This is a genomic window from Sphingomonas sp. AX6, from assembly GCF_902506605.1.
GTDB lineage: Bacteria > Pseudomonadota > Alphaproteobacteria > Sphingomonadales > Sphingomonadaceae > Sphingomonas.
This window is the reverse complement of record NZ_LR733979.1, coordinates 1,431,017-1,456,456: the sequence shown is the minus strand read 5'-3', so window position 1 is coordinate 1,456,456 and position 25,440 is coordinate 1,431,017. Positions and strand designations below refer to the sequence as shown.

20 protein-coding genes are annotated in these 25,440 nt (G+C 64.6%); 13 read left to right on the top strand and 7 right to left on the bottom strand.

Annotated elements, in window-relative coordinates:
• The first annotated feature begins 131 nt into the window (after positions 1 to 131).
• The 10 genes from ENHY17A_RS07025 to ENHY17A_RS06980 all read left to right on the top strand — a co-directional run bounded on the left by ENHY17A_RS07025 (position 132) and on the right by ENHY17A_RS06980 (position 10,214).
• Positions 132 to 971, top strand: coding sequence for an IclR family transcriptional regulator (locus ENHY17A_RS07025; RefSeq protein ID WP_159711355.1), 840 nt, complete (start codon positions 132 to 134; stop codon positions 969 to 971).
• 25 nt (positions 972 to 996) lie between these two features.
• A complete protein-coding gene (locus ENHY17A_RS07020; protein ID WP_159711353.1) occupies positions 997 to 1,761 on the top strand; it encodes an SDR family NAD(P)-dependent oxidoreductase in 765 nt (254 codons plus the stop codon).
• Positions 1,758 to 2,513, top strand: a complete 756-nt coding sequence (locus tag ENHY17A_RS07015) for a rhamnogalacturonan acetylesterase (RefSeq protein ID WP_159711351.1) — start codon at positions 1,758 to 1,760, stop codon at positions 2,511 to 2,513. The genes ENHY17A_RS07020 and ENHY17A_RS07015 overlap by 4 nt, the downstream gene beginning before the upstream one ends.
• Positions 2,510 to 3,463, top strand: coding sequence for an alpha/beta hydrolase (locus ENHY17A_RS07010; protein ID WP_159711349.1), 954 nt, complete (start codon positions 2,510 to 2,512; stop codon positions 3,461 to 3,463). Before ENHY17A_RS07015 ends, ENHY17A_RS07010 begins: the two co-directional genes overlap by 4 nt.
• Complete coding sequence (locus ENHY17A_RS07005) at positions 3,460 to 4,221, top strand: (Fe-S)-binding protein (RefSeq protein ID WP_159711347.1); 762 nt, start codon at positions 3,460 to 3,462, stop codon at positions 4,219 to 4,221. Before ENHY17A_RS07010 ends, ENHY17A_RS07005 begins: the two co-directional genes overlap by 4 nt.
• Positions 4,218 to 5,612 carry a lactate utilization protein B gene (locus ENHY17A_RS07000; RefSeq protein ID WP_159711345.1) on the top strand — a complete coding sequence of 465 codons (1,395 nt, stop codon included), beginning with the start codon at positions 4,218 to 4,220 and terminating at the stop codon, positions 5,610 to 5,612. Before ENHY17A_RS07005 ends, ENHY17A_RS07000 begins: the two co-directional genes overlap by 4 nt.
• Complete coding sequence (locus ENHY17A_RS06995; protein ID WP_159711343.1) at positions 5,609 to 6,229, top strand: LutC/YkgG family protein; 621 nt, start codon at positions 5,609 to 5,611, stop codon at positions 6,227 to 6,229. Before ENHY17A_RS07000 ends, ENHY17A_RS06995 begins: the two co-directional genes overlap by 4 nt.
• Before the next feature lie 178 nt (positions 6,230 to 6,407).
• Positions 6,408 to 7,505, top strand: a complete 1,098-nt coding sequence (locus ENHY17A_RS06990) for an aldose epimerase family protein (protein WP_159714267.1) — start codon at positions 6,408 to 6,410, stop codon at positions 7,503 to 7,505.
• A 19-nt stretch (positions 7,506 to 7,524) separates the two neighbouring features.
• Positions 7,525 to 9,330, top strand: coding sequence for an IlvD/Edd family dehydratase (locus ENHY17A_RS06985; RefSeq protein WP_159711341.1), 1,806 nt, complete (start codon positions 7,525 to 7,527; stop codon positions 9,328 to 9,330).
• Positions 9,331 to 9,341: 11 nt separating this feature from the next.
• Positions 9,342 to 10,214 (top strand): SMP-30/gluconolactonase/LRE family protein, encoded by an 873-nt coding sequence (locus ENHY17A_RS06980; RefSeq protein ID WP_159711339.1) that lies wholly within the window; start codon positions 9,342 to 9,344, stop codon positions 10,212 to 10,214.
• Positions 10,215 to 10,285: 71 nt separating this feature from the next.
• Here ENHY17A_RS06980 and ENHY17A_RS06975 read toward each other — a convergent pair whose 3' ends face one another.
• From ENHY17A_RS06975 to ENHY17A_RS06955, 5 genes are read right to left on the bottom strand one after another with little or no spacing between them, the layout of a single operon-like run.
• The gene (locus ENHY17A_RS06975; RefSeq protein WP_159711337.1) at positions 10,286 to 12,604 is read right to left on the bottom strand and encodes a glycoside hydrolase family 127 protein; all 2,319 of its coding nucleotides are present in this window, start codon (positions 12,602 to 12,604) and stop codon (positions 10,286 to 10,288) included.
• The gene (locus ENHY17A_RS06970) at positions 12,601 to 14,139 is read right to left on the bottom strand and encodes an alpha-N-arabinofuranosidase (protein WP_236547792.1); all 1,539 of its coding nucleotides are present in this window, start codon (positions 14,137 to 14,139) and stop codon (positions 12,601 to 12,603) included. The genes ENHY17A_RS06975 and ENHY17A_RS06970 overlap by 4 nt, the downstream gene beginning before the upstream one ends.
• A gap of 24 nt (positions 14,140 to 14,163) precedes the next feature.
• Positions 14,164 to 15,090 carry a Gfo/Idh/MocA family protein gene (locus ENHY17A_RS06965; RefSeq protein WP_159711335.1) on the bottom strand — a complete coding sequence of 309 codons (927 nt, stop codon included), beginning with the start codon at positions 15,088 to 15,090 and terminating at the stop codon, positions 14,164 to 14,166.
• Positions 15,087 to 16,076, bottom strand: a complete 990-nt coding sequence (araD1, locus tag ENHY17A_RS06960; protein WP_328799150.1) for an AraD1 family protein — start codon at positions 16,074 to 16,076, stop codon at positions 15,087 to 15,089. The genes ENHY17A_RS06965 and araD1 overlap by 4 nt, the downstream gene beginning before the upstream one ends.
• A gap of 39 nt (positions 16,077 to 16,115) precedes the next feature.
• Positions 16,116 to 17,690, bottom strand: coding sequence for an aldehyde dehydrogenase (NADP(+)) (locus ENHY17A_RS06955; RefSeq protein ID WP_159711331.1), 1,575 nt, complete (start codon positions 17,688 to 17,690; stop codon positions 16,116 to 16,118).
• A 267-nt stretch (positions 17,691 to 17,957) separates the two neighbouring features.
• On the opposite strand from ENHY17A_RS06955, the gene ENHY17A_RS06950 reads away from it, so the two are divergent.
• The 3 genes from ENHY17A_RS06950 to ENHY17A_RS06940 are packed head-to-tail and all read left to right on the top strand — an operon-like array spanning position 17,958 to position 23,109.
• Positions 17,958 to 20,774 carry a TonB-dependent receptor gene (locus ENHY17A_RS06950; RefSeq protein WP_159711329.1) on the top strand — a complete coding sequence of 939 codons (2,817 nt, stop codon included), beginning with the start codon at positions 17,958 to 17,960 and terminating at the stop codon, positions 20,772 to 20,774.
• The gene (locus ENHY17A_RS06945; RefSeq protein WP_159711327.1) at positions 20,771 to 21,787 is read left to right on the top strand and encodes an arabinan endo-1,5-alpha-L-arabinosidase; all 1,017 of its coding nucleotides are present in this window, start codon (positions 20,771 to 20,773) and stop codon (positions 21,785 to 21,787) included. Before ENHY17A_RS06950 ends, ENHY17A_RS06945 begins: the two co-directional genes overlap by 4 nt.
• A gap of 14 nt (positions 21,788 to 21,801) precedes the next feature.
• The gene (locus ENHY17A_RS06940) at positions 21,802 to 23,109 is read left to right on the top strand and encodes a sugar MFS transporter (RefSeq protein WP_159711325.1); all 1,308 of its coding nucleotides are present in this window, start codon (positions 21,802 to 21,804) and stop codon (positions 23,107 to 23,109) included.
• Positions 23,110 to 23,112: 3 nt separating this feature from the next.
• Here ENHY17A_RS06940 and ENHY17A_RS06935 read toward each other — a convergent pair whose 3' ends face one another.
• Positions 23,113 to 23,871 carry a FadR/GntR family transcriptional regulator gene (locus ENHY17A_RS06935; RefSeq protein ID WP_159711323.1) on the bottom strand — a complete coding sequence of 253 codons (759 nt, stop codon included), beginning with the start codon at positions 23,869 to 23,871 and terminating at the stop codon, positions 23,113 to 23,115.
• Between the two features lie 45 nt (positions 23,872 to 23,916).
• A complete protein-coding gene (arfA, locus tag ENHY17A_RS06930; protein ID WP_159711321.1) occupies positions 23,917 to 25,425 on the bottom strand; it encodes an arabinosylfuranosidase ArfA in 1,509 nt (502 codons plus the stop codon).
• Positions 25,426 to 25,440: the final 15 nt, after the last annotated feature.

The window sequence follows — 25,440 nt, the reverse complement described above, 5'->3', positions numbered from 1 at the left end:
CGTAAAATTGCATCGCGGACACTCGTTCCAGCATATGATACGAAGGACGCCAGAAGCGCCACGTCCGTGTCACGGTCGCTGGATCGCGTAACCGCTTTACTTTCTCACTTTATGGGATAGGGTATTACTAGATGAGACAACAGGCGTCAAACGAAGATTCGAGCAGCGGCTCGGAGACCGGCAATTCCGGCGGCAACAAGGTGCAGGGCAGCCAGACGCTGCTTCGCGGCCTCGACATGCTCGACCAAGTGATCGACGGCCCCATCAAACTTGCGGATTTATCGGCGCGGATGGAATTGACCCGTTCGACCACGCACAGGCTCGCCAATGCCCTGGTCGATCGCGGGTTTCTGACGTTTCTACCGCGCGAAGGCTATCAATTGGGGCCGAAGCTGCTCCATCTGGGCTTCCTCGCGCAGAGCCAGGCCGATCTGGTGCAACTCGCGCGTCCGCATCTCGAATCGCTGGCCGCCGCGACCGAGGATACGGTGCATCTGGGGCGTCGGGACGCCGATCTGGCTTTGTATCTCGACAAGATTCCGGGTCGCCGCCGGGTCGAAATTTCCAGCCGCGTCGGCGACCGCCAGCCGCTGACCTCGACGGGCCTGGGCAAGGCATTGCTGCTCGACGATCCCGAAAATGGATGGGAAAACCTGTTCAACGCCGATCGCCAGCGCGGCGCGCCGCAAGCCGATTACAAGGTCTGGGCGGAACGGATGCGGGGCTATGTCGCCGCCGACCGCGCCTATGACCTTGAAGAGAACGAGGATCTGATCCGCTGCGTCGCCGCGTCGATCCGCGACGCATCGGGCCGCATCGTCGGCGCGATCAGCGTGTCGAGCGCGGCGCAATATATGGACGATGCCCGGATGGCGGCGCTGAGCGCAGACGTGCGGGCGACCGCGGGCGCGATCAGCACCGATCTGGGCTGGGTGGAGGGAGCGACTCCGGTCCGCCGCAAACCGAAGTAGAACGATAAGTGAGGAGAGGACGCCTGTGAAATTGCTCGATGGCAAAACCGTGCTCGTGACGGGGGCATCGACCGGGATCGGTCGCGCCGCGGCGATCGGCGCGGCCCAACATGGTGCCGATGTCGCGATCAACTATCACAGCCGCGATGACGATGCAGAGGCCGTGGTCGAGGCGATCCGCGGGCTGGGTCGCAAGGGCATCGCGATCAAGGGCGATGTCGCCGATGCAGCGACCGCGACCGATTTCGTCGCGCGCGCAAAGGCCGAACTGGGCCACGTCGATGTGATGGTTTCCAACGCCGGCATCTGCCCGTTCCACGGCTTTCTCGACATGCCTGCCGAAACGCTGGAGCGCACGCTGCGCGTCAATCTCCACGGTGCCTATTACATGGTGCAGGCCGCGGCGCGGGCGATGGTCGATCAGGGCGATGGCGGTGCGATCGTCGCAGTGTCATCGATATCCGCGCTCGTCGGTGGGGAATATCAGACGCACTACACCCCGACCAAGGCGGGGGTGCATTCGCTGATGCAGTCGACCGCGATTGCGCTCGGCAAGCACCGTATCCGCTGCAATTCGGTGCTGCCCGGCACGATCCTGACCGAAATCAACAAGGACGACCTCGCCGACGACGAGAAGCGCACCTACATGGAAAGCCGCGTGCCGCTCGGACGGCTGGGCCAGCCCGAGGATATGGTCGGGCCGATCGTCTTCCTCGCCTCCGACATGGCGGCTTATGTCACCGGCGCAGCGTTGCTCGTCGATGGCGGCATGTTCGTGAACCTCCAGTGATCGGCGGACTCATTGCGCTCGCACTGGCCGGGCAGACGGTGTTCATCGCCAGCGATTCGACCGCCCAGACCTATAATCGCGACCGCTATCCGCAGAGCGGTTGGGGTCAGGTGCTACAATGCGGCCTGAACGGCGTGGCGGTGGACAATCGTGCGATCGGCGGGCGTAGCACGCGCACCTTCGTTTCCGAAGGCCGCTGGGCGAAATTGATCGGCGACCTGAAGCCCGGCGACACCGTGCTCATTCAGTTCGGCCATAACGACGCCAATCGCAATCGCCCGGCACGCTATGCGCCCGCTACCACCGATTACCGCCAGCACCTGACCCGCTTCGTCGCCGATGTCCGGGCGAAGGGCGCGACGCCCGTCATCCTGACTCCGGTCGCCCGCCGTTCCTATGACGGTGCGGAGGCCAAGGCCGATTTCGCCGATTATAGCTCGGTTGCGCGCGTCGTCGCGCGTGAAACGAACACCACGTTGCTCGATCTGGAAACACTATCGCGGCGCTGGCTGACGCAAGCGGGTCCGGAGCGGGCCAAGGCCTATTTCCTGCATTACGAAAAGGGCCAGCAGGCGGCATTTCCGAACGGCATCACCGACGATACCCATTTCAGCGAACTGGGGGCGCGTCAGGTGGCAAACCTGATCGCGGGCGAACTGGCGCGGCTGAACCTGCCCGTATCGTCGAGCGTGAAGGCCGATCGTCCTGCACTCGCGCGAGAGACGCCTGCGGGCGACTGGACCTGCCAGTGACGTGTTTCGACCGCCGCACGCTAATCGGCGCTGGCGCGTCGCTCGCCGCACTTCCCGCGGCGGCACGCTTGGCGGCGGCGCAGGCGACACACGAACGCATCGCCCTCTGGCCCGGCGCAGCGCCCGGTGGTGAGCGTGTCACCGTCACCGAACGCGAAATCCCGCGCTCCCCCACCGGCCCCGCCGCCGATACCGCCTTCGTCAACGTGACGCGCCCGACCCTCACCACGGTACGTCCCGCCAAATCGAACGGTGCGGCGTTGCTTCTGATTCCCGGCGGGGGCTATCGCCGGGTCGCAGTCGGCCTTGGCACTTTCGCCATCGCCGAATGGTTCGCGGCGCGCGGTTTCACTACGCATATCCTGGTGTATCGCCTGCCTGCCGATGGCTGGGCTGCCGGGCCGGACGCGCCGCTTCAGGATGCACAACGCGCACTCAGGCTCGTCCGGGCACGCGCGAAGGATTACGACCCCGACCGCATCGGCGTGCTCGGCTTTTCAGCGGGCGGGCATCTGGCCGCGCGCCTCTCTGCACGGCAGGACATCGCGAGCTTTCGCGCCGTCGATGCCACCGATCGCCTGCCGCTCGCGCCCAAAGTCGCAGGCCTGCTCTACCCCGTCGTCTCGATGACCGGCGCGCATGTCCATGACGGATCGCGCGACGAGATGTTCGGCAAGGGCGTCGCACCGGAACGCGCCGCGCCCTTTGCCGCCGATGCGCGCATCGCCCCCGGCACCCCGCCGACCTTCATGGCGCACGCCATCGACGACCGCGTCGTGCCGCCTGAAAACGGCATCGCAATGATGACGGCACTGCGCGCCGCGAACGTTCCGACCGAATTGCATCTGTTCGAACGCGGCGGCCACGGCTTCGGGCTTGAGGCGGCGGGTGCCCCCTCCCCCTGGCCCGAACTTTTCCTGGGCTGGGCGAAGACCCACGGGCTGACATGACCGCGCGGCCACGCGTCGCCTTGTTCGCGACCTGTCTGGTCGATGCGATGCGCCCGTCGGTCGGCTTCGCGTCGCTGCGCACGTTGGAGGCCGCAGGGTGCGACGCCGATGTCCCGCTCGCGCAGACCTGTTGCGGTCAGCCCGCGCTCAACTCGGGCGCGCGCGACGAGGCTGCCGCGCAAGCGCGCCGCACCATCGCGCTGCTGGAACCCTATGACTATGCGGTCATCCCCAGCGGCTCGTGCGCCGCGACGATCCACGTCCATTATCCCAAAATTCTCGAGGACGACCCCGAATGGAGGCCGCGCGCCGAGGCGCTGGCGGCAAAGACGTGGGAAATCCTGTCGTTTCTCGACCAGGTCATGCGCTGGAAGCCCGACGGCCTCTCGCTTTCCACCCGCGCCACCTATCACGACAGTTGTTCGGGTTTGCGCGAACTCGGCATCAAGCGCCAGCCGCGCCAGTTGCTGGGCGCGATAGACGGCCTCGAACTGCTGCCCCTCACCAACGACGAGAAATGCTGCGGCTTCGGCGGCACCTTCTGCGTCAAATATTCGGCGATCTCTAACGCGATCGTCGGCGAAAAGGCTGAGGACATTACCGCCAGCGGTGCCGAACTATTGCTGGGCGGCGATCTCGGCTGCCTGATGAACATGGCGGGCAAACTCCACCGCGATGGTTCCCCCGTCCGCGCCATGCATGCAGTCGAGATCATCGCCGGAATGGGCGACGGCCCCGCGATCGGCGAAGACCGGTGAGCGCCTTCACCGACCGCGTCGATGCCGCGCTTGCCGACCGGCAATTGAAGATCGCGGTGGAACGCACCGCCGGAACCGCCGAAGCCAAACGCGCAACCGCTGTGGCCGCATTCTCCGATTTCGACGCCGCCCGAAAGCGCGCCGCCGCGATCAAGGATCATGTGATCGAGCATCTCGGCCACTATCTGGTCGAGTTCGAACGCAACGCGACCGCGGCCGGTGCCGTCGTCCACTGGGCACGCGATGCCGATGAGGCGTGTCGCATCGTCATCAATCTCTGCCAACAGGCAGGCGCGAAAAGCGTCGCCCGCTCCAAATCGATGCTCGGCGAGGAAATCGGCCTGCCGCATGCGCTGGCCGAAGCGGGGATCGAGCGGGTCGAGACCGACCTTGCCGAACACATCATCCAGCTGGCCGACGAACCGCCGTCGCACATCGTCTGGCCGGCGATGCACAAGACGCGCGAGCAGGTCTCCGCGCTGTTCCGTGCCCGCCACGCCGACCCGCATGTCGAGGAAACGATCGCGGCGATGGCCGAGAGTGCGCGTCGGCACCTGCGCGACAAGATGCTCGCAGCCGATGTCGGCATCTCAGGCGCCAATTTCCTGATCGCCGATTCGGGGCAGGTCTGCACCGTCACCAACGAAGGCAATGCCGAACTCTCGCTGGTCCCGCCGCGGATGCATATCGTCACCGCGGGTATCGAGAAGCTGGTGCCGTCGATGCCCCACGCCGTCCACCTGCTTCGCCTGCTCGCGCGATCGGCGACGGGTGCGGACTTGACCCAATATACGACCTTCTACGCCGGGCCGAAGCGCGCGGCCGACGCCGACGGCCCCGACGCGATGCACATCGTTCTGGTCGACAACGGCCGCACGCGGATGCGCAGCCACGGCTTGGCAGAGATGCTGCGCTGCATCCGCTGCGGCGCGTGCATGAACCACTGCGTCGTGTTCCGCCAAGTGGGCGGCCATGCCTATGGCAGCACCTATCCCGGCCCGATGGGGGCGGTCATCACGCCTGCGATCGACGGGCTGAATGCCGAAACCCGCGACCTTGCCCATGCCTGCACGCTGAACGGCAAGTGCCGCGAAGTATGCCCGGTCGACATTCCCCTCCCCACCCTGCTGCGCGGCTGGCGCGAAAAAAGCTGGCGCGAGGGGCTGGAGCCGGTGTCAGCCCGCATGGGGATCGGCGCATGGTCGCGACTGGCGGGGCACCCCTGGGTCTATCGCCGAGCGGTCGGGCTGGGCAACTGGCTGCTCAGGCGGATCGGCAAACGCTGGCTGCACGCAATCCCCTTCGCCAGCGGCTGGACGCGTCACCGCGACTTCCCTGCGCCGCAATCGAATGCGAGCTTCGTCGAACGCTATGCCAGGGGCGAGCGATGACCGCGCGCGACGCGATCCTGGCGGCACTGTCGGGCGATACCGCGACCCCCGACGCCATCGCCGCGCACGCGGCTGCGCTGGTCGGGCAGGTCGAACGCCCTGCCCCCGCGGGCATGCTCGCCGAGGCCTTCGCCGACGCACTTGCCAAACCGTCGGTCGGGGCCAGTTTCGATCACGTTGCGAACAACCACGACGTGCCTGCCGCCGTCGCGCGCTATCTGGCCCAACACGCCCTCCCGCCCCTCGTCCATATCGCCTGCCCGATGATCGAAACCGACTGGGCACCGCTTGCGACCACGCAACACTTGTCGATCGATGGCGGCGTGGTGGTGGCGCGTGCCGTGTCCGCGGTGGCGGAAAGTGGGACGTTGGTTATCGACACCGGTCCCGACCGCCCGATGCTCGCGCATTTCCTGGCGCTACACCACATCGTCATCGTCCACGCCGCCGATCTCGTCGCTCAGCTAGAGGACATCCCGGAACCCGCTGCGATCCCGCGCAGCCGCTTCTGGATCACCGGCGTATCGGGCACCACCGACATCGAGGGGCAATATATCCGCGGCGCACATGGCCCGCGCTTCCTTCATGTTATCCTGATCGGTCCGCAACCACGATGAGCGTTTCCGATCGAACCCATCGATCGCGAACGACGCGAGGCACCGCGCGCACCGGAACCGACGAAAATCCAAGTTCTCCTTGGCGACATACGACTTGTGCACGCTCGCAAATTTTGGCATTTGTCTGAGTATAAAACAGGGGGCGGATGTGCATACAGGCTTCAAGGCAGCGATCTTCATGGCTCTGGCGAGTGTTTCCACCCCGGCACTGGCCGGAACTGCGGTGCGTTCGAGCTTCGGCGCACTGTCTGACGGCACCGCGATCGAAAAGGTCGAGTTGACCAATGCCAGCGGCACGAAGGCGGTAGTGATGACGCTCGGCGCATCGCTTCAGGCGCTGCACGTCGCCGACCATGCGGGCACGCTGGCGGACGTGGTGCTCGGCTATGACAGCGCGCAAGAATATCTCGACCAGCCGCAATATTTCGGTGCGACCGTGGGGCGTTATGCCAACCGCATCGCCGGCGCCACATTCGATCTCGACGGCACCACACATCGGCTGGAGGCGAATGACGGCGTCAACCATCTGCACGGCGGCGTGCGTGGTTTCGACAAGCGGGTTTGGACGATCCGGTCGGTCGAAAGCGGCCCCACCGCACGCGTTGTGCTGGAATATGTCAGTGCGGATGGCGAAGGCGGCTACCCCGGCGCGCTGACCGTCACCGCGACCTATGCGTTGAGCGATAGCAACGAACTGACCATCGATTACCGCGCGACGACGACCAGGCGGACAATCGTCAACATCACCAATCACAGCTTCTTCAACCTGGCGGGCAAAGGCGACGTTATGGCGCAGCGGCTGACGCTGAACGCCGCGCGCTATACGCCGGTAAACGACACGCTGATCCCCACCGGCACGCTCGCGCCGGTGGACGGCACACCGTTCGATTTTCGAAGAAGTGCCGCGATCGGTAGCCGCATCCGCCAGGGCGAAGATGCCCAGTTACGGATCGGGCACGGTTACGATCACAATTACGTGATCGACGGCGCGATCGGAACGTTGCGCCCCGCGGCCAAGCTGGAAGATCCCGGATCGGGCCGGGTGATGGAATTACTGACCACCGCGCCGGGCGTGCAATTCTATTCTGGCAATTTCCTCGACGCGTCGGTGACCGGCAAGGGCGGCTGGATCTATCGCCAGGGCGACGGGTTGTGTCTGGAACCGCAAATATTTCCCGACGCCCCGAACCAAAGCGCCTTTCCCTCGGCGCGGCTCGACCCCGGCCAAACCTATTCCAACCGCATGGTGCTGCGTTTCTCCACCGCCGCCAATTGATCGACAGGCATCTTTCCGCATGAGCGACTCTTCGCCAACGACCCCCAAACCGCTCCGGTCGCGCGCCTGGTTCGACGATCCCGACAATGCCGACATGACCGCACTGTACCTGGAACGGTACATGAATTTCGGTCTGGGGCTCGACGAACTGCAATCGGGCAAGCCGATCATCGGCATCGCCCAGACCGGCAGCGACCTGTCGCCCTGTAACCGCCACCACATCGTGCTGGCCGAACGCGTGCGCGAGGGGATTCGCGAGGCGGGCGGGATCGCGATCGAGTTTCCGGTCCACCCGATCCAGGAAACTGGAAAGCGCCCGACCGCCGGACTTGACCGCAACCTCGCCTATCTGGGGCTGGTCGAACTGCTGTTCGGCTATCCGCTCGATGCCGTCGTGCTGACGATCGGTTGCGACAAGACCACGCCTGCCTGCCTGATGGCGGCAGCGACGGTCAACATTCCGGCGATCGCGCTGTCGGTGGGGCCGATGCTCAACGGCTGGCATAAGGGCGAGCGCACCGGTTCGGGCACGATCGTCTGGAAAGCGCGCGAACTGCTCGCGGCGGGTGAGATCGACTATAAGGGCTTCATCAAACTGGTCGCGTCGTCGGCGCCCTCGACCGGCTATTGCAACACGATGGGTACGGCGACGACGATGAACTCGCTGACCGAGGCGCTGGGCATGAGCTTGCCCGGATCGGCGGCGATCCCCGCGCCGTACCGCGACCGTCAGGAATGTGCCTATCTGACGGGCAAACAGATCGTCGAGATGGTCCATGCCGACCGCAAGCCGTCCGACGTGATGACGCGCGCGGCGTTCCTCAACGCGATCCGGGTGAACTCCGCGATCGGGGGATCGACCAACGCACCCATCCATCTGAACGCGATCGCCCGGCATCTGGGCGTCGAACTGTCGATCGACGATTGGGAAGTGCATGGTCGCGACGTGCCGTTGCTGGTCAATCTGCAACCCGCGGGCGAATATCTGGGCGAGGATTATTACCGCGCAGGCGGCGTCCCTGCGGTGGTCGCGCAGTTGATGGGCCAGGGCCTGATCGAAGAGCGCGCGCTCACCGTCAACGGGCGCAGCATCGGCGACAATTGCCGCGACGCAGAAATCGAGGATGCGCGCGTTATCCGTCGCTTCGATGACCCGATCCTGCCCGCCGCCGGACTGTCGGTGCTGCGTGGAAATCTGTTCGATAGTGCGATCATGAAATTGTCGGTGATCACACCTGAATTCCGCGACCGCTATCTTTCCGATCCCGCCGATCCCGATGCGTTCGAAGGACCGGTGGTGGTGTTCGACGGGCCGGAGGATTATCACGCGCGTATCGACGACCCCGCGCTCGGCATCGACGATCGCACGCTTCTCATCATGCGCGGTGCCGGGCCGATCGGCTATCCGGGCGCGGCCGAAGTCGTCAACATGCGCCCGCCGGTCAACCTGATCAAAGCGGGCGTCCACGCGCTGCCGTGCATCGGCGACGGGCGTCAGTCGGGGACCAGCGGCAGTCCGTCGATCCTCAATGCCTCACCCGAAGCGGCGGCGGGGGGGGGCCTGGCGCTGCTGCGCACCGGCGACCGGGTGCGGATCGACCTGCGCAAGGGAGAAGCGAACATGCTGGTGTCCGACGCCGAACTGGCCCAGCGTCTTGCGGCGTTGAATGCGGCGGGCGGCTACGCCTTCCCCGCGAGCCAGACGCCGTGGCAGGAGATGCAGCGCAGCGTCGTCGGCCAGGCCGATACCGGTGCCATCCTGGAAGGCGCGGAAGAATATCAAAAGCTCGCCCAGAATGTTGGCGTCCCGCGGCATAATCATTGATGGAACGCCGGATGGCCGAATACCGCATCGTCGAACGCGACACGCGCGACCTGCTGGGCGAAGGGCTGCTATGGTCCGCCCGCGACCAGGCCGTTTATTGGACCGACATCCTGGCGCCCGCGCTCAACCGGCTGTCGCTTGCCGACGGGGCGGTGACACGCTGGCCGATGCCCGAGATGATCGGCTGGGTGATCGAACGCCAAAACGCGCCCGGCTTCATCGCCGGTTTTCGCAGCGGGTTCGCCGAACTTTTGATCGATTCTTCGGCACTCGATCCGCTGACGATCATCCCGATCGTCGATCCCGAACCCGATTTGCCCGACAACCGGCTGAACGATGCCAAGGCCGACCAATGGGGACGGATCTGGGCAGGGTCGATGCCGCTCACTGCCGACCGGCCGAGCGGCAACCTCTATCGCTTCGATCCCGACCGCAGCCTGACGCATGTCGACAGCGACTATTCGGTCGCCAACGGTCCCGCGATCAGCCCCGACCAGGACTGGCTCTACCACACCGACACGCCTGCACGGCAGGTCTATCGCTTCGCACTCGATGCCGATGGTGCCCATGACAGGACGCCGTTCATCCGGTTTGAGAAGGACTGGGGCTATCCCGACGGCATGACCGTCGATGCACAGGGGTATCTGTGGATCGCGCATTGGGGTGGTTCGCGGATCAGCCGCTTCACGCCCGATGGCCTGCTCGACCGCTCGATCGAACTCCCGGCTTCGCAGATCACAAACATTTGCTTCGCAGGCGATGATCTCGACCGCATGTTCGTGACCTCCGCTGCTGACGGGGTGCCGCATGAAGAACATGCCGGATATTTGTTCGAGGTGGAGTCCGGCGTTCGAGGATTGCCGACGGGGAAATTCGGGGGATGATCCTCATGGGGGTAATCCAGCCTGATCCTCCCGTTCGTGCTGAGCTTGTAAACGAAGTTGGGGTATTCAGCTTACTCCGCCGTCAGCGTACGCACCTCGTAGATGAAGGCATCGGTCCCGCGCGTCTCGAATCGGACCCGCACCGTTTTATCGCCGCGCGTCAGCGCCACCGGCAGCGGATAGTCCACCCCGACGAACCGCTTCTCCGGTTTCGCGGCCCGGCGCTCGCTGGCAATTAAAGTCCCATCGACCGAGATGTCGAAGCGCTTGTCCACTTCCTCACCCCAATAGAGCAGGCGCAACACGAGTGGGCCGTCGCGCACGGCCATGTCGAATTCCAGCCAGTGCCCCTCGCCCCACGGCAATTGCCGCGCGCTGCGCCCGGCGAACGAGAACAGGTCGCTATGGTTGGACGCATAGTCGTGATCGCGTTCGGGCTGCATCTCGCCCAGGTTGATCTGGTCGATCGTCCGCGCCTCCAGCGCCGCGCGCTCGCGCTGGGTTGCGACGAACGCGCTTTCCTCGCGTGCCCAGCGGTCTTCGGTAAAGCGCGGGAAATAGACCGCAGTGCGCCGGTCATACTGCGCGAAGAATGGCACCAGCGACAGCGGCGCGGGTCGCGCGTCGGGGATGGTGAAGCGGTGCGCGGTGGCATCGACCGCGCGGGCGCGGCCCAGCGGATGATCGCTCACCAATGCGGGCGGCAGCTGATCGAACGGACGGTCGGCGGGACCAAGGTCGGCCGCCAGCAACACGGGGCCGTGGACGAACGCGATCATGTCGGGATCGTCGGGCGTTGCCTCCGCGCGCAAGGCCATCGGCAGCGTCAGCGTCACCCGGTCGCCCGCGGCCCATTCGCGGTCGATCAGCGCATAGCCGTCGCGACGCTCTAACGGGACGGGCGCGCCGTTCACCGCCAGCGTAGGCCGCGTGCACCAGCCGGGCAGGCGGATCGCCAGTGGGCGGTCGAGCGCCTCCACGCGCAGCGTCACCGCGTCGGCGAACGGATAGCCGGTGTCGAGCGTCACCTGGTTGCCTTGCCACTCAAGCGTCGAGGGGATGAACAGGTTGAGCTGGAGCACGTCGTCCCCCTGCCACCACACCGCCTCGCCATGTTTCGAATGGCTCTCTATCCCCGATCCGACGCAGCACCAGAAACTGTCCTCGGGCGTCGAATAGGTCCGCCGCGCGCCCGCGCTGAGCGGCATGAAATAGACGAAATGCCCGGTCTTCGGATGCTGGTGCGCCAAAATGTGGTTGAGGTGGGTGCGCTCATATTGGTCAAACAGCGTCGCATCGGGTGCCCAGCCATGCAGGTGCGCGGTCAGCTTCATCATGTTGTAGCTGTTGCACGCCTCGCACGTCCGCTCGGTGATCGCCTCTGCAATGACGCCGGGGTCGCGGAAATGCTCGCGTTCCGAATTGCCGCCGATGACATAGCTGTGCTTATCCGTGACGGTCGCGTGGAAGAAGCGCGCGGCGTCGGCGTGGCGCTGTTCGCCGGTCAGCTCGTACAGGCGCGCCAGCCCGATCAGCTTGGGAATTTGGGTATTGGCGTGGAGACCGGGCAGGATGTTGCGCCCGGCGCTCAGCGGATCGAGGATCTTGCGGTCGCGAATGCGCTGCGCCAGCCGCAGCCAGCGCGGATCGCCGGTCAGCGCGTAAGTCTCGGCGTAGCTGTCGTTCAACCCGCCATATTCGGCCGCGAGCAGCCGCTGCATCGTCGCATCGTCCAGCCCCTCCAGAATCGTCGCGAGATGGCCCGCCATGCCCAGCATCACCGGCCGCGCCGCCGCGATCCCGGCATGGCGCTCGGCATCGATCAGCCCGGCATGGACCTTGTGCCAGCTATAGAGCGGCACCCAGCCGCCATTGACGTCGAAGCCGCCCGACCGCACGTCGCCGCGGCGGATTTCTTCGAAGACGATCTTGCCGTCGACCGTCTTGCCGTCGCGTTCCACGGTGGTTCCGCCGATATAGCCGTCGCCCTGCGCCGCCTGGATGCGCGCGAGTTCGGCGACCGTGTCGGCCAGAAGCTGGCGGATCGCGACGTCGCCGGTCTGCGCGACCATCAGTGCGCAGGCGGAGAGGTAATGGCCGAGCGTGTGCCCGGCGATGCCGCGCGCTTCCCAGCCGCCGTAGAGTTCGCCCTTGGGCGGCAACCCGGCGCTCACATGGAAATTGTGGAGCAAGCGGTCAGGCGAAAGCGCCATCAATGTGCGGCGATTGGCCTCGACCGCGTCGGCCCAGATCGATGGCCTCAGCCGAACCGAAGTGAGCGGAACCGGGCGGAGTTTGATCCGCCCGGCATCCGCATTTGCCCGCGCCAGCGATGGCGCGAGCAGCGCCGCCGCACTCGCCGAGGCGAGAAAGGCGCGGCGGTCGATCACTCGGCGACCTTGACCACCACGATCGATTTGGCGGGCAGGTCGAAGCTCAACCTGCCGCCGACGCTTTTCGCCGAATAGGCCGCGGGCCTGACCGTCTCGGGTCGATCGAACGTGTTGTGCGCGTCCATCGCCCTGGCGGTCAGGATGCGTCCGCTCGCGCTACCCGACAGGTTGGTGGTCACTCGCGTCGCGCGATTGGGATCGAGGTTGGTAAGCGACACCCACAGCGCCCCATCGGTCGCACGGGCCGCCGATACATCGACCATCGGCAAGTCGATCCCGCCCGAGGTGTAACGCACGTTCGATACCGTCGCCGGATAGGGGGTCGCCCCCTGGAACGGCACATACATGTCGAACAAATGATAGGTCGGCGTCAGAACCATCTTGTCCTTATTCGTAAGGATCATCGCCTGAAGGACGTTCACCATCTGCGCGATCGCGGCGAGCTTCACCCGGTCGGTATGGCGGTGAAAGATGTTGAGGGTGAGCGCCGCCACGTGCGCGTCGCGCAGCGAGTTCTGCTGATAGAGGAAACCCGGCGTCGATCCCGGCTCGCTGTCGTACCAGGTGCCCCATTCGTCGACATAGAGCCCGACGCGCTTTTCGGGATCATATTTGTCCATGATCGCCGAATGTTTGGTGACCAGTTCGTCCATGCGCAGCGCATTCTTCATCACCGATGCCCAGGCTGGCTCGGCGAAGCCGGTGGCCGGGCCTTTGCTCTCCCAGCTCGTGGTGAAGGTATAATGGTGGAGGCTGATTGCATCCATCTGGCCCCGTGCGCGGTCCATTAGAACGTCGGTAAAATTGTAATCCGCGACGTTTGCGCCGGTCGCGACCTTCTTCATCCCCATCTCGCGCGGTGCCTTGACGAAGGTCTGGTAACGGCGGTGGAGGTCGGCCGAATATTCGGGGCGCATGTTGCCGCCACAGCCCCAGCTTTCATTGCCGACGCCGAAATATTTGATCTTCCAGGGCTTGTCGCGGCCGTTCTTGCGGCGCTCGTTGGCCAGCGACGACTGGCTGTCGGAGGTCATATATTCGACCCATTGGCCCATCGCGAGCGGGTCCATCGACCCCATATTGCCGGCGACATAGGCTTCCGCCCCGATCAGCTCGACGAAGTCCAGGAATTCATGGGTGCCGAACGCGTTGTTTTCGGTGACGCCGCCCCAATGGGTGTTGACCCGCGTCGGGCGCTCAGCGCGCGGACCGATGCCGTCGCGCCAATCATATTCGTCGGCGAAACAGCCGCCGGGCCAGCGGATCGACGGCACCTTGATCTTGCGCAGCGCCTCGACCACGTCGGTGCGATAGCCGCGCGTGTTGGGGATCGGAGAATCCTCACCCACCCACACGCCTTCATAGATGCCGCGGCCCAGATGCTCCGCGAACTGGCCATATACGTCGCGTTCGATCACCGGTCCGGGCTTCGACGTGTCGATCGACACGGTGACGGGCACGGTCTGCGCGCCCGCGGGCAGCGCCAGTGAAATCGCCGCGAGGGCAGCCAATCCTTTGCCCAGCATCTTCATATCCTGCTCCCTGTTTTCTTGTTCTTATGCTTCGTGAAACGGCCCCACTTCGACGCGACGACCCAGCAAATAGGCGTCGGCGACATGCGCGAACGGGGTCAGGTCGACGTCGCTGGTCCGTGTCGCCAGGCATTGGGCAAAGCGGCGATAAAGCCGCGCATATTCGGCCTCGTCGCCGACATCGACGGCGGCACCGTCCACCGCCATCTTCGACGCGCCCAGACTTAGCGTCAGTTGGCCGTCGTCGGTTTCGACATGGATGTCCCAGCTTTGCGGGCCGCGCTGGTCGAAATCGAATTCGACCGCGACCGGCACCCCTACGGTATCGGCAAAGCGCAGGCTGGCCGCGATCGGCGCATCCCGGTTGGATGGGAAGCGCAACTCGGCATCCTCCAGCAGCAGGGGCCGCGGCAGGATGCGGGTGATGACCGACAGCGCGTTGATCCCCGGATCGAACACCCCGATGCCCGGTTCCCAGATCCAGGCCTGTCCGGGATGCCAGACGCGGACATCCTCCTTCCAGTTGACCTCCACCCGGCGGAGGGTGCGCGTGCTCAGCCAGAGGCGGGCGGGCTCGACCGCCGCCGCCTCGCGCGAATGCCAGGTGGTGTAGAAGACACGGCCCGCCTTCTCGGCGATGCGCGCCGATGCCTGCGCTTCGCTCAGCGTCGCGGCGGGGGGCTTTTCGATCATCACGTCCAGCCCGTGCGCCACCGCCTGTTCGATCAGCGCCAGCCGCCCGCGCGGCGGGGTGCAGATCGACACTGCTTGCACGTCGGGCATCGCGGCCATCATTTCGGCGATGGTGGCGAAACCCGGCACGCCTTCGGGGGGCGTATGACCGGTGACGGCGGCGACCAGTTCGAAATCGGGGCTGGCGGCGATATGCGGGACATGCTGGTCGCGGGCGATCTTGCCGATGCCGATCAGGGCAATGCGCGTCGCGCTCATAGCGGCGTCACCGTCACGGGCGCGGGCTCGGCGCGCGCCAGCGGATTGCGCACCGGCATCGTGAAGGGCGCGGCCTCCACCTCGAACACATCGCCTTCGCGCGTTTCGATTCCGTCGGCGAACGACAAGGTCGCTGTGCCAAGGAAATGGACATGGATGTCGCCGGGGCGGCGGAACAGGCCGTATTTGAAATGGTGATGCTCCAGATTGGCGATGCTGTGCGACATGTTCGCTTCGCCCGACAGGAACGGCTTTTCCCACAGCACCGCGCCGTCGCGCACGATGCGGCTGGTGCCACGGACGTCATCGGGCAAATCGCCGATCAGCAATTCGGGGCCAAGCGCCGCGGGCCGCAGCTTGGAATGCGCCAGCCACAGATAATTGCCGCGTTCGACGATATGATCCGAAAATTCATTGGCGAGGGCATAGCCCAGTCGCCGCGGATTGCCGTCGCGGTCGATGATATAGATGCCCGCAATCTCGGGCTCCTCGCTGCCGTCGAGCGCGAATTCCGGCGAGACGAGCGGCGCGCCGGGGCCGACCAGACAAGACCCATCGCCTTTGTAAAACCATTCGGGCTGGACGCCGGGTTCGCCCGTCGCAGGCTTGCCGCCTTCGAGTCCCATGTTGAACATCCGCATTGAGTCGGTCATCGCGCCACCCGATGCAGGCTGGTGCATCTTGTCGCGCCCTTCGGCCGAGCCGAGATGCGTGAGCCCCGTCCCCGTCATGGAAAGATGTGCAGGATCGTCATGGTCGATCGGGGCCAGCAATCGCCCCTCACGCGCAGCAGCGTTCAGATCGACCGGAGCGCCGGCGCGCGCTGAGACCGCATCGCCAAGCGACTGCCCCGCATCGATCGCCGCCAGCGCCAGCGCGTGCACGCGGTCGACGCCATCGACCAGCGTCGCCGCGCCCGTATCGTCCACCGCTGCGACCCGTCGCGTGCCCTCCGCATCGCGCAATTGAACCAGGCGTATCGCCATCATCCTCCCCTTATGTGAAGCGTTTCTTCGCCGTGGTTGTCAAAGCGTGTGGGTGCCGTCCATCCGGTGCGGCAGCCCCGACTGGCCGCCCTGTCGCAATTCGGGCGGCAGCAGCGCGTCGGGAAGATCCTGATAGCAAACCGGGCGCAGGAACCGGTCGATCGCGAGCGTCCCGACCGAGGTCGATCGCCCGTCCGACGTCGCCGGATACGGCCCGCCATGCACCATCGCATGGGCGACCTCGACTCCCGTCGGCCAGCCATTGGCCAGGATGCGACCAGCCTTGGCCTCCAGCATCGGCAGCAAGTCCGCCGCCATCGACAAATCTTCGTCGTCCAGGTGAAGCGTCGCGGTCAACTGACCCTCCAGCCCGGCGATCACGCGTGCGAGGGCTTGCGTGTCGCGGCATCGCACCAGCACCGACGATGCCCCGAACACTTCCTCCGCGACATCGGCATCGCCGTCGAAATCCTCGGCCGAAATCGCGAACATCGCCGCTTGCCCGCGATTGGGACCATCGCCCGCCTGACCACGCGAGAGGGTCGAGACACGCGGATGGCCTGCCAGCCGATCGACGCCGCGACCATAGGCCTGATGGATACCGGGAGTAAGCATGACGCTGGCGGGTGCCTCACCCAGTGCGCCGCGCGCGGCATCGACGAAACGGTCAAGTGCGGGGCTGTCGATGGCGATCACCAAGCCGGGATTGGTGCAGAATTGTCCGGCCCCCATCGTCAGCGACGCCACATAACCCGCGCCCAGCGCCTCTGCCCGCGCGTCGAGCGCTGCTGGAAGCAAGACCACCGGGTTGATCGCGCTCATTTCCGCATAGACCGGGATCGGCACCGAGCGTTCGGCGGCTAGGCGCATCAATGCAAGCCCGCCGCCCCGCGATCCGGTAAAGCCGACCGCCGCGATCCGCCGATCGCCGACCAGCGCCGCGCCCAGATCGTTCGAGACGCCGTTCAGCAGAGAGAATACCCCCTCGGGCAAACCCGCGGTCGCAATCGCATCGGCTATGGCGGACGCGATCATCTCCGACGTGCCGGGGTGCGCGGGATGGCCCTTCACCACGACGGGGCACCCCGCCGCCAACGCCGAGGCCGTGTCGCCCCCGGCCACCGAAAAGGCGAGCGGGAAATTGGACGCGCCGAATACCGCGACCGGCCCCACCGGCACCTTGCGCAGCCGCAGGTCGGGACGCGGCAGCGGCTGGCGTTCGGGCAAGGCGGGATCGATGCGAATGCCCAGCCAACCGCCGTCGCGCACTTCCGCAGCGAACAGGCGGAGTTGGCCGACGGTGCGACCACGTTCGCCGGTCAATCGGGCCAGCGGCAATCCCGATTCGCGATGCGCGCGATCGAGCAGAACTTCGCCCAGCGCCATGATATTGTCGGCGATCGATTCGAGGAACGCGGCGCGCGTCCCACGGTCGGTCGCCGCATAATCGCGCGCGGCATCGGCGGCGAGGGCACAGGCGCGCTCTACATGGTCCTGCCCCGCGGCGCTGAAAGGCGGTTCCAGCATCTCGCCGGTCGCCGGATCGACCGCTTGAAACAGCTGGTCGGTCCGCGGACGATCACGGCCGATGAACAAAGCACCACTTGGGGTCATTCCACTCTCCTGATTAACTCAGACATATCGACGGCAGGATGTTCGATCAACCCGCCATCTCCAATCCTATCGCACTACCAAATGCCAGCTCTAACCGAAAACCCAGCAATACCGGCAGCATTTCGGATCTACGCGCTGCCGAAAATCGAAATGTCTGAGAATTACGGAATAAGCGCTTGCATCCCGCAATCGCCCGCGATAGCTTTTTGTCTGAGTAATAAGAGCGCAGCATCAAAAGTCTGCGCCGCGACCCAGGGGATGGAACCGATGAATCGCAAGGCCGCAATCCTGTGTGCCGCGTCGCTGACGACGTTGGCCCTGACTTCCGCCTCGGCAAAGGCACAGACCAGCACCACCCAGCCACCGCCCGCGCAGGGCGAGCCCGCGCCTGCGCAAGAGGGCAGCGACATCGTTGTTACCGGCATCCGCGCGGCGATCACCGAAGCGATCGACATCCGGCGCGAATCGGTTCAGATCGTCGATTCGGTGGTTGCGGAGGATGTCGGCAAGCTGCCCGACAACAATGTCGTCGAAGCCTTGCAGCGGGTTACCGGGATCCAGGTCACCAATCGCGGCGCGGGCGAAGCCTCGGGCATCTCGATCCGCGGGCTGCCCGATGCGCTGACGACGATGAACGGTCGCAACATCTTCACCGCATCGGGCCGCGCCTTTGCGTTGCAGGACATCCCCGCCAATCTGGTCCGCCGGATCGACGTCTATAAGACGCGCGCCGCCGAGCAGATCGAGACGGGAATCGCGGGCCAGATCGACGTGTTCACGCGCCGTCCGTTCGACTTCGACGATTTCGCGATATCGGGAGTCGCGCGCGGCATCTACAACGAACAGGCCGACAGCTATAATCCCAACCTGTCCGCGCTGATCAGCAAGCGGTGGGAAACCGGGATCGGCGATGTCGGCATCCTGATCAACGGCAGCTATGCGAAGACCGACTTTCGCGAGCAAAGCGTGACGGCGGGCGCGATGGTGCCGTTCGTCACCGAAAATCCGCCGCCGGGATTTGCGCCGCTCCAGCGCGTCTTTCCCGAAACCGGCGCATGGCAGCCCGGCACCGAACTCGGTCTGCCGACCGAACCGGGATCGACCTTTCTGCTGAACGGTCAACAGGTGCCCTATTATCTGTCGCGCGACGCGGTGTTCAGCCCCGATGTCGCGGGCAAGCGGACGCGCCCTGCCGTCAATGCCGCGCTGCAATGGTCGCCCAATTCCAGTTCGACCTATACGTTCGAATTCTTCTGGAACCAGTTCGAACAGACCACCTTCAACAACCTGTTTTTCAGCTTCGTCGATTTCTGGGGAGCGCTTGGCCCCAATCCCGGCAGCACGTTCGAGCTGTTCGACGGCACCAACATCATCAAGTCGCGTCGCGCGGGCGATGTGTTCGGTTTCAACTCGGGCGACTATAACCGCAGCAAGACCGACAGCTTCGTCTATGCGCTGAATGGCAAATGGGAAACCATCGACGGCGGTCGTATCAATGCCGACCTGTCGTACCAGAACAGCGAGTTCAACTCGCAATTTCTGGCCATGCGGATCAGCCGCGTGGCGTCGATGATCGACGTCGATTTCAACGCGAATGACGGCATCCCGGCCTATAATTTCAACGACAACGCGCTGTTGACCGATCCATCGCAATGGGATGTCGGCGAGTTCTTCGACAACGCCAACCGGTCGCGGGGCGACGCGATGACCGGCCACCTCGATTACGAAAAGGAATTCGACGCCGGATTCCTTCGCAAGTTCAAGACCGGCATCCGGTACGACAACCGCTCGGCGATGGATTCGGTGCGCGAACAATCGGCAGGCGGACTCGGCGTCGGGTTCGAGACGCTCGACCCCGGCCTCGTCTTTCAGAACGACGATTTCTATCAGGGTCGCGCCAATGTTCCGACGTCATGGATCGCGCCCAATGGCTATTACATCGCCCAAAATACCGATGCGATCCGCAGCCTCTACAACCTCCCGCTCAGCGGCGACCTTTCGCTGACCGACATTTTCGACATCAACGAAGTGTCGATGGCGGCCTATGTTCAGGGCGATTTCGAAGTCGATCTGTTCGGGCGTCCGCTGCAAATTCAGGCCGGTGCCCGCTATGTCGATGTCGATACCGATCTGGTTTTCACCGATCGCATTTCGGGCGTAACCACCTCGGGATCGCAGACCACCAGCCGTCTGTTGCCGAGCGCGACGCTGCGTTACGAGCTGTTCGACAATTTCCGGATCCGGTTCAACTATGGCCAGACGCTGCGGCGTCCGGGCTTTGCCGACCTCAATCCCAATCTCAATCTCGTCGGCGATCTGACCGGGATCGGGCGCGGGTCGGGCAGCGGTGGCAATGTCGATTTGCAGCCGACCACCTCGAAGAATTACGATCTTGCCCTCGAATGGTATTTCGCGCGCGACAGCGCGATCTACACGACGGTCTTCCGCCGTGAGATCGAGGGGCTGGTGGTGCCGATCACCTCGCTGATCGAATTCGCGACGCCGCCGCTCAACGACGCGGCGCAAACCACGCGCTTCGGCATTACCCGTCCCGAGAATGCCTCCAACGGTGTGCTCGAAGGGATCGAGGTCGGCGTCACGCTGTTCCCGCGTCTGCCCGGCATTTTCAACGGCTTCGGCTTGCAGGGCAGCCTGACTCTGCTCGATTCGTCGCAAAACATCCCGCTGACCGACAGTGCGGGCAACATCACCGGCCAGACCGAATCGGCCTTTTTCGGCGTGTCCGACCTGTCGTACAACGTCACTGCCGCCTATGAACGCGGTCCCGTCGGCGCGCGGCTCTCCTATGTCTGGCGCAAGGAGTTCCTCGCCAACAACGAAGCGCGGCTGTTCGCCAATCCGATCGGCGTGTGGCGGCGGCCCGAAAGCAGCCTCGATTTTCAGCTCACCATTGCCGCCACCCCGCGGCTCGGCATCACCTTCGACGCGGTCAACCTGACCAACGAGGTTCAGCAGAACTACTATCGCTTCGGCGATGCGGGCGGGCCGCAGACGCATAATTTGGGCACGACGCTATTGCCGCGGACATTTGCGCTCGGCGTACGCTATTCCTTCGATCGATGATCGCACGGATTTTCCTCATCGGCCTGTGCGGCGTGGCGCTTCTGGGCGCCGCGCCGCAAAGCGCGACCGCACCGCAGGCATCGATCAACGACCGGATGACCGGCGACCTCGTGCCCGTCCACGATCCCGTCATCATCAAACAGGACGGCGTCTATTACCTGTTCACCACCGCTCAGGAAAAGGACGGCGGCGGGCTGATCCATATCCGCAGTTCGACCGATCTCGTCACCTGGAAGCGCAGCGGCGCGGTGTTCGACGCGATGCCGGACTGGGCGAAGAAGGCGGTGCCGGGGACGGTCGGCATCTGGGCGCCCGATGTCGCGAAGGTCGGCGACCGTTACCGCGTCTATTATTCGATCTCGACCTTCGGCAAGAACCGATCGGCGATCGGGCTCGCGACCAACGCGACGCTCGACCCCGCCTCGCCCGATTATGCGTGGCGCGACGAAGGCATGGTGTTCGCTTCCGACAGCGGCGACGATTACAACGCGATCGATCCCAATCTGTTCGTCGATGACGACGGCAGCCAGTGGATGAGCTTCGGCAGCTTCTGGTCGGGGATCAAATTGTTCCGCGTCGATCCGGCGACCGGCAAGCGATCCGCCGAGGAAACCAAGCTCCATGCGATCGCCGAACGCCCCACCCCCGGCGCGGTCGAGGCACCCTTCATCATCAAGCGCGACGGCTATTATTATCAGTTCGTCTCGTTCGATTTCTGCTGCCGCGGGGCCAAGAGCAGCTACTTCACCGTCGTCGGACGATCCAACGCGATCACCGGGCCTTATGTCGATTACAAGGGCCGATCGATGATGGACGGCGGCGGGCTCGTCGTGCTCCACGCCAGCCTCGACGACACCAAGCGCTTCGTCGGACCGGGGCATGTCGCGATCCTGCGCGATGGCGCGCGCGATTACATCGTCTATCACGCGTACGACACCAAGAAGGACGGCGCGCCGACTTTGCGCATCCAGCCGTTAGGCTGGACGCCCGATGGCTGGCCGGTCGCGCTGTAGAGGGGAATGAACTGATGCCCGCACCCGCCGCCGCCGATCCGACCGCAACCCCGTCAGGCGCGCGCACGGTCCCGATCTATCGCGGCGCGCTGTGGGTGCTGGCCTCGCTATTCTTTATCTGGGGCTTCATCACCGTCATCAACAACACGCTGTTGCCGCATCTGCGCAGCGTCTTCGACCTCAGCTATACCCAGACCACGCTGATCGAAAGCGTGTGGTTCTTCGCCTATTTCGTTGCGTCGATCCCCTCGGCCAAACTGATCGAGCGGGTCGGGTACAAGAAATCGATGGTGTACGGCCTGCTGGCGATGGCGGTCGGGGCGCTGATGATGATCCCGGCGTCGATGATCCCGTCCTATTGGGTGGTGCTGGTCGCGTTGTTCGTGGTCGCAAGCGGCATCACCCTGCTTCAGGTCGCGGCCAATCCCTATGTCGCGGTGATCGGCCCTGCCGAAAGCGCACCTGCCCGCCTGAATTTCGTCCAGGCGTTCAACTCGATGGGGACGACGCTGGCGCCCCTGTTCGGCGGCTACCTGATCCTCGGCAGGTCGACGGGCGGCACGTCCGAAGTCGGCACCGTGCTGACCGAGGCGGAGCGGCTTGCCGATGCTCAGTCGGTCCAGCTCCCCTATCTGATCGTCGCCGTCGTGCTGGTCGCGCTGGCGGTGATGATCGCGCGCTACAAGCTGCCCGACATGGGTGCCGCGACACGGCGGGCATCGGCGGCGGACCGCAGCGGCCATTCGCTATGGCGGCACCGCAATCTGGTGTTCGGTGTGCCCGCGATCTTCATCTATCTGATCGCCGAAATCGGCGTCTCCAACCTGTTCATCAACTTCATCTCCCAGCCCGAAATCGGCGACATGACGCATCAACAGGCGTCCAACTATCTATTCCTGCTATGGGGCGGGATGATGGTCGGGCGCTTTGCGGGTGCGGCGATCATGCAGAAAGTCGCGGCCGAAAAGGTGCTCGCCTGGTTCAGCATCGGCGCGTTCGTGGTGATGATGGTCACCGTGTTCGCAAGCGGGCCACTCGCGATGTGGTCGCTGATCCTGGTTGGGCTGTTCCACTCGATCATGTTCCCGACAATCTTCACGCTCGGCATCCGCGGGCTTGGCCCGTTGACCGAGGAAGGGTCGGGGCTGCTGATCATGGCGATCGCGGGCGGTGCGCTGGTGATCGTGCAGGGCTGGCTCGCGGATATGTACGGCCTGCAATGGTCGTTCCTGCTGACCGCGGCGTGCGAGCTTTATGTGCTGTTCTATGCACTATGGGGCTGCAAGGTCACGAACGCAGAACCCGAAGCGCGGCTCGATTAAGCGTTACACCCGCGCGCGGCGGGGCGCGCGCGACCGGCGGGTATCCTCCAGCGCCATATCAACCAGATCGGACATCGCCTGATGTGCCGCCGCGCGGTCGCCCTTTGCCACCGCTTCGAATACGCGGCGATGATCGGGCAGCGGATCGCGTTGCAGCGGGCTGTTACGCTGTTTGAAGATCGTGGTCCACGCGACCGCTGCCCCTACCCCGCTGGTCAGCGTCAGTAGAAACGGATTGCCCGACGCATCGAGCAATGCAGCGTGGAAATTCTGGTCTGCGACACGGCCTTCCTCGACCGCGAGCGTGTGTTTCTCCATCCCCTCGAGCGCCTCGGCCATCGCCGCGATATGCGCGTCGGTGCGGCGCTCGGCGGCCAGCGCTGCGGCTTCCGGCTCGACGATCTTGCGCAGTTCGAACAGGCTGTCGAGCAGTTCGTCGGTAGGTTCGAATTCGAAGATCCACGACAGCACGTCCGGATCGAGCATGTGCCATTTCTCACGCGCGGAAACCCGCGTACCAGTTTTGGGCCGCGATTCGACCAGTCCCTTGGCGGCCAGCATCCTGAGCGCCTCGCGATACGCGGTGCGCGAGACGTGCAGGCGATCGCTTGCCGCAATCTCTCCGTTCAGCACTTCGCCGGGCTTGTAACGGCCAGTGACGATATGAATCCCCAGGTCGCGCGCAATCGTCCCGTGGATGCGCAGCGACTTGCGCCGCGCACGCGCATCAGGTGCCTTGGTCGGTTTCGCTTTCGTCGCCATCTCCCTCATCTTTAGCGCGGGCGCGGGTCGATACAATGCCGCTGGTCAGGCGCGATCCGTGATGAACACGTTCCACGACAGCGGTTTCAGCGTCGCGGTTAGCGTTTCGCCCTCAACTGCCACCCGATCATGCGCGACCGGCGCGACCTGATCGGGATCGTCCTTGCTATTGATCGCCTTGATGTCTTCATGGTGCAGCTCGTGCGCCTCTACCAGCGAACGCGCACCTAACCCGCGCAACTCGACGGAAAGCTGCATTTCCTGATCCGTCGAGCGGTTGAGCGCGAAGATCGTCACCCGCCCGGTGTCCGGGTCATGCACCGCAGTCGTCAGCAACAAGGGCGCGGAATCCTGATTACCCGCTTTGAAGCTGCCGGTATCGACATTCAGCCGCAGCACCTCGCCCTGCGCATAGCGCGCGGACTGGGCGAAAGGATGAAAGATTGTCTGCCGCCATGCCGGACCACCGGTTTCGGTCATGATCGGCCCGATTACGTTGACCAACTGCGCGATGCACGCGGCCTTTACCCGGTCGGCATGGTTCATCATCACGATCAGCGCGCCGCCGATCACCAAAGCGTCCTCGAAATTATAGATTTCCTCGAGCAGCTTGGGTGCCTGTTCCCAGGTGGCGGAGCGCAGTTGTTCCCCCGACCGCGCGCGATACCAGACATTCCATTCGTCGATCGACAACATGATGCGCTTGGGTGACCGGCGCTTTGCGGCGACTGCATCGGCGATAGCCGCAACCTCGACGATGAAGTGTTCGAGGTCGTCGACAACGGTCAGGAAGCGGACGACCTCGCTTTCGTGATTCTCGAAATATTGGTGGAGCGAGATGAAATCGACCTGATCGAAACACTGGTCGAGCACCTCATATTCCCACGCGCCATAGGTCGGCATCGTCCGCGCCGACGATCCGCAGGCGGCAAGCGTCAGGTCGCCTTTGGTCCAGCGCATCACCTTGGCGGTTTCGGTGGCGATGCGGCCATATTCGTACGCCGTCTTGGCACCCGTCTGCCACGGCCCGTCCATCTCGTTGCCCAGGCACCAGAAGTTGATGGCATAGGGCTCCGCGCGACCATGCGACTTGCGCAGCTCGGAATATTTGGTGCCGCCCGGATGGGTGCAATATTCGATGAAGTTCTGCGCCTCGGCCGGGCCGCGCGTGCCCAGATTGACCGCGAACATCGGCTCGACCCCGGCCTTGTCGACCCAGGTCATGAATTCGTTGGTGCCGAACTGGTTGGTTTCGGTCGACCCCCAGGCCATGTCGAGCCGGACGGGGCGATCCTCCTTCGGTCCGACGCCATCCTCCCAGTTATAGCCGGACAGGAAATTGCCACCAGGATAACGGACGATGGTGACGCCCAGCTCTTTGGTCAGCGCCAGCACGTCGCCGCGAAGGCCATCCGCGTCAGCGGTGGGATGACCGGGCTCGTAGATCCCACCGTAAACGCAGCGCCCCATATGCTCGACGAACGTCCCGAACACGCGCCGGTCGAGCGGGGCGACGACGAAGTCCTTGTCGGCGATGATGCGGGATTTGAGCATGGCTGGGGTCCGTGA

What these genes read in the sequence shown, in the direction of transcription:
- ENHY17A_RS06955 (WP_159711331.1), bottom strand. Translation starts at nt 17,690, where the DNA reads ATGACCCCAAGTGGTGCTTTGTTCATCGGCCGTGATCGTCCGCGGACC.
- ENHY17A_RS06990 (WP_159714267.1), top strand. Translation starts at nt 6,408, where the DNA reads ATGGCTCTGGCGAGTGTTTCCACCCCGGCACTGGCCGGAACTGCGGTG.
- ENHY17A_RS06965 (WP_159711335.1), bottom strand. Translation starts at nt 15,090, where the DNA reads ATGAGCGCGACGCGCATTGCCCTGATCGGCATCGGCAAGATCGCCCGC.
- ENHY17A_RS07005 (WP_159711347.1), top strand. Translation starts at nt 3,460, where the DNA reads ATGACCGCGCGGCCACGCGTCGCCTTGTTCGCGACCTGTCTGGTCGAT.
- ENHY17A_RS06935 (WP_159711323.1), bottom strand. Translation starts at nt 23,871, where the DNA reads ATGGCGACGAAAGCGAAACCGACCAAGGCACCTGATGCGCGTGCGCGG.
- ENHY17A_RS06995 (WP_159711343.1), top strand. Translation starts at nt 5,609, where the DNA reads ATGACCGCGCGCGACGCGATCCTGGCGGCACTGTCGGGCGATACCGCG.
- ENHY17A_RS06940 (WP_159711325.1), top strand. Translation starts at nt 21,802, where the DNA reads ATGCCCGCACCCGCCGCCGCCGATCCGACCGCAACCCCGTCAGGCGCG.
- arfA (WP_159711321.1), bottom strand. Translation starts at nt 25,425, where the DNA reads ATGCTCAAATCCCGCATCATCGCCGACAAGGACTTCGTCGTCGCCCCG.
- ENHY17A_RS06985 (WP_159711341.1), top strand. Translation starts at nt 7,525, where the DNA reads ATGAGCGACTCTTCGCCAACGACCCCCAAACCGCTCCGGTCGCGCGCC.
- araD1 (WP_328799150.1), bottom strand. Translation starts at nt 16,076, where the DNA reads ATGGCGATACGCCTGGTTCAATTGCGCGATGCGGAGGGCACGCGACGG.
- ENHY17A_RS07025 (WP_159711355.1), top strand. Translation starts at nt 132, where the DNA reads ATGAGACAACAGGCGTCAAACGAAGATTCGAGCAGCGGCTCGGAGACC.
- ENHY17A_RS06950 (WP_159711329.1), top strand. Translation starts at nt 17,958, where the DNA reads ATGAATCGCAAGGCCGCAATCCTGTGTGCCGCGTCGCTGACGACGTTG.
- ENHY17A_RS06945 (WP_159711327.1), top strand. Translation starts at nt 20,771, where the DNA reads ATGATCGCACGGATTTTCCTCATCGGCCTGTGCGGCGTGGCGCTTCTG.
- ENHY17A_RS06970 (WP_236547792.1), bottom strand. Translation starts at nt 14,139, where the DNA reads ATGAAGATGCTGGGCAAAGGATTGGCTGCCCTCGCGGCGATTTCACTG.
- ENHY17A_RS06980 (WP_159711339.1), top strand. Translation starts at nt 9,342, where the DNA reads ATGGCCGAATACCGCATCGTCGAACGCGACACGCGCGACCTGCTGGGC.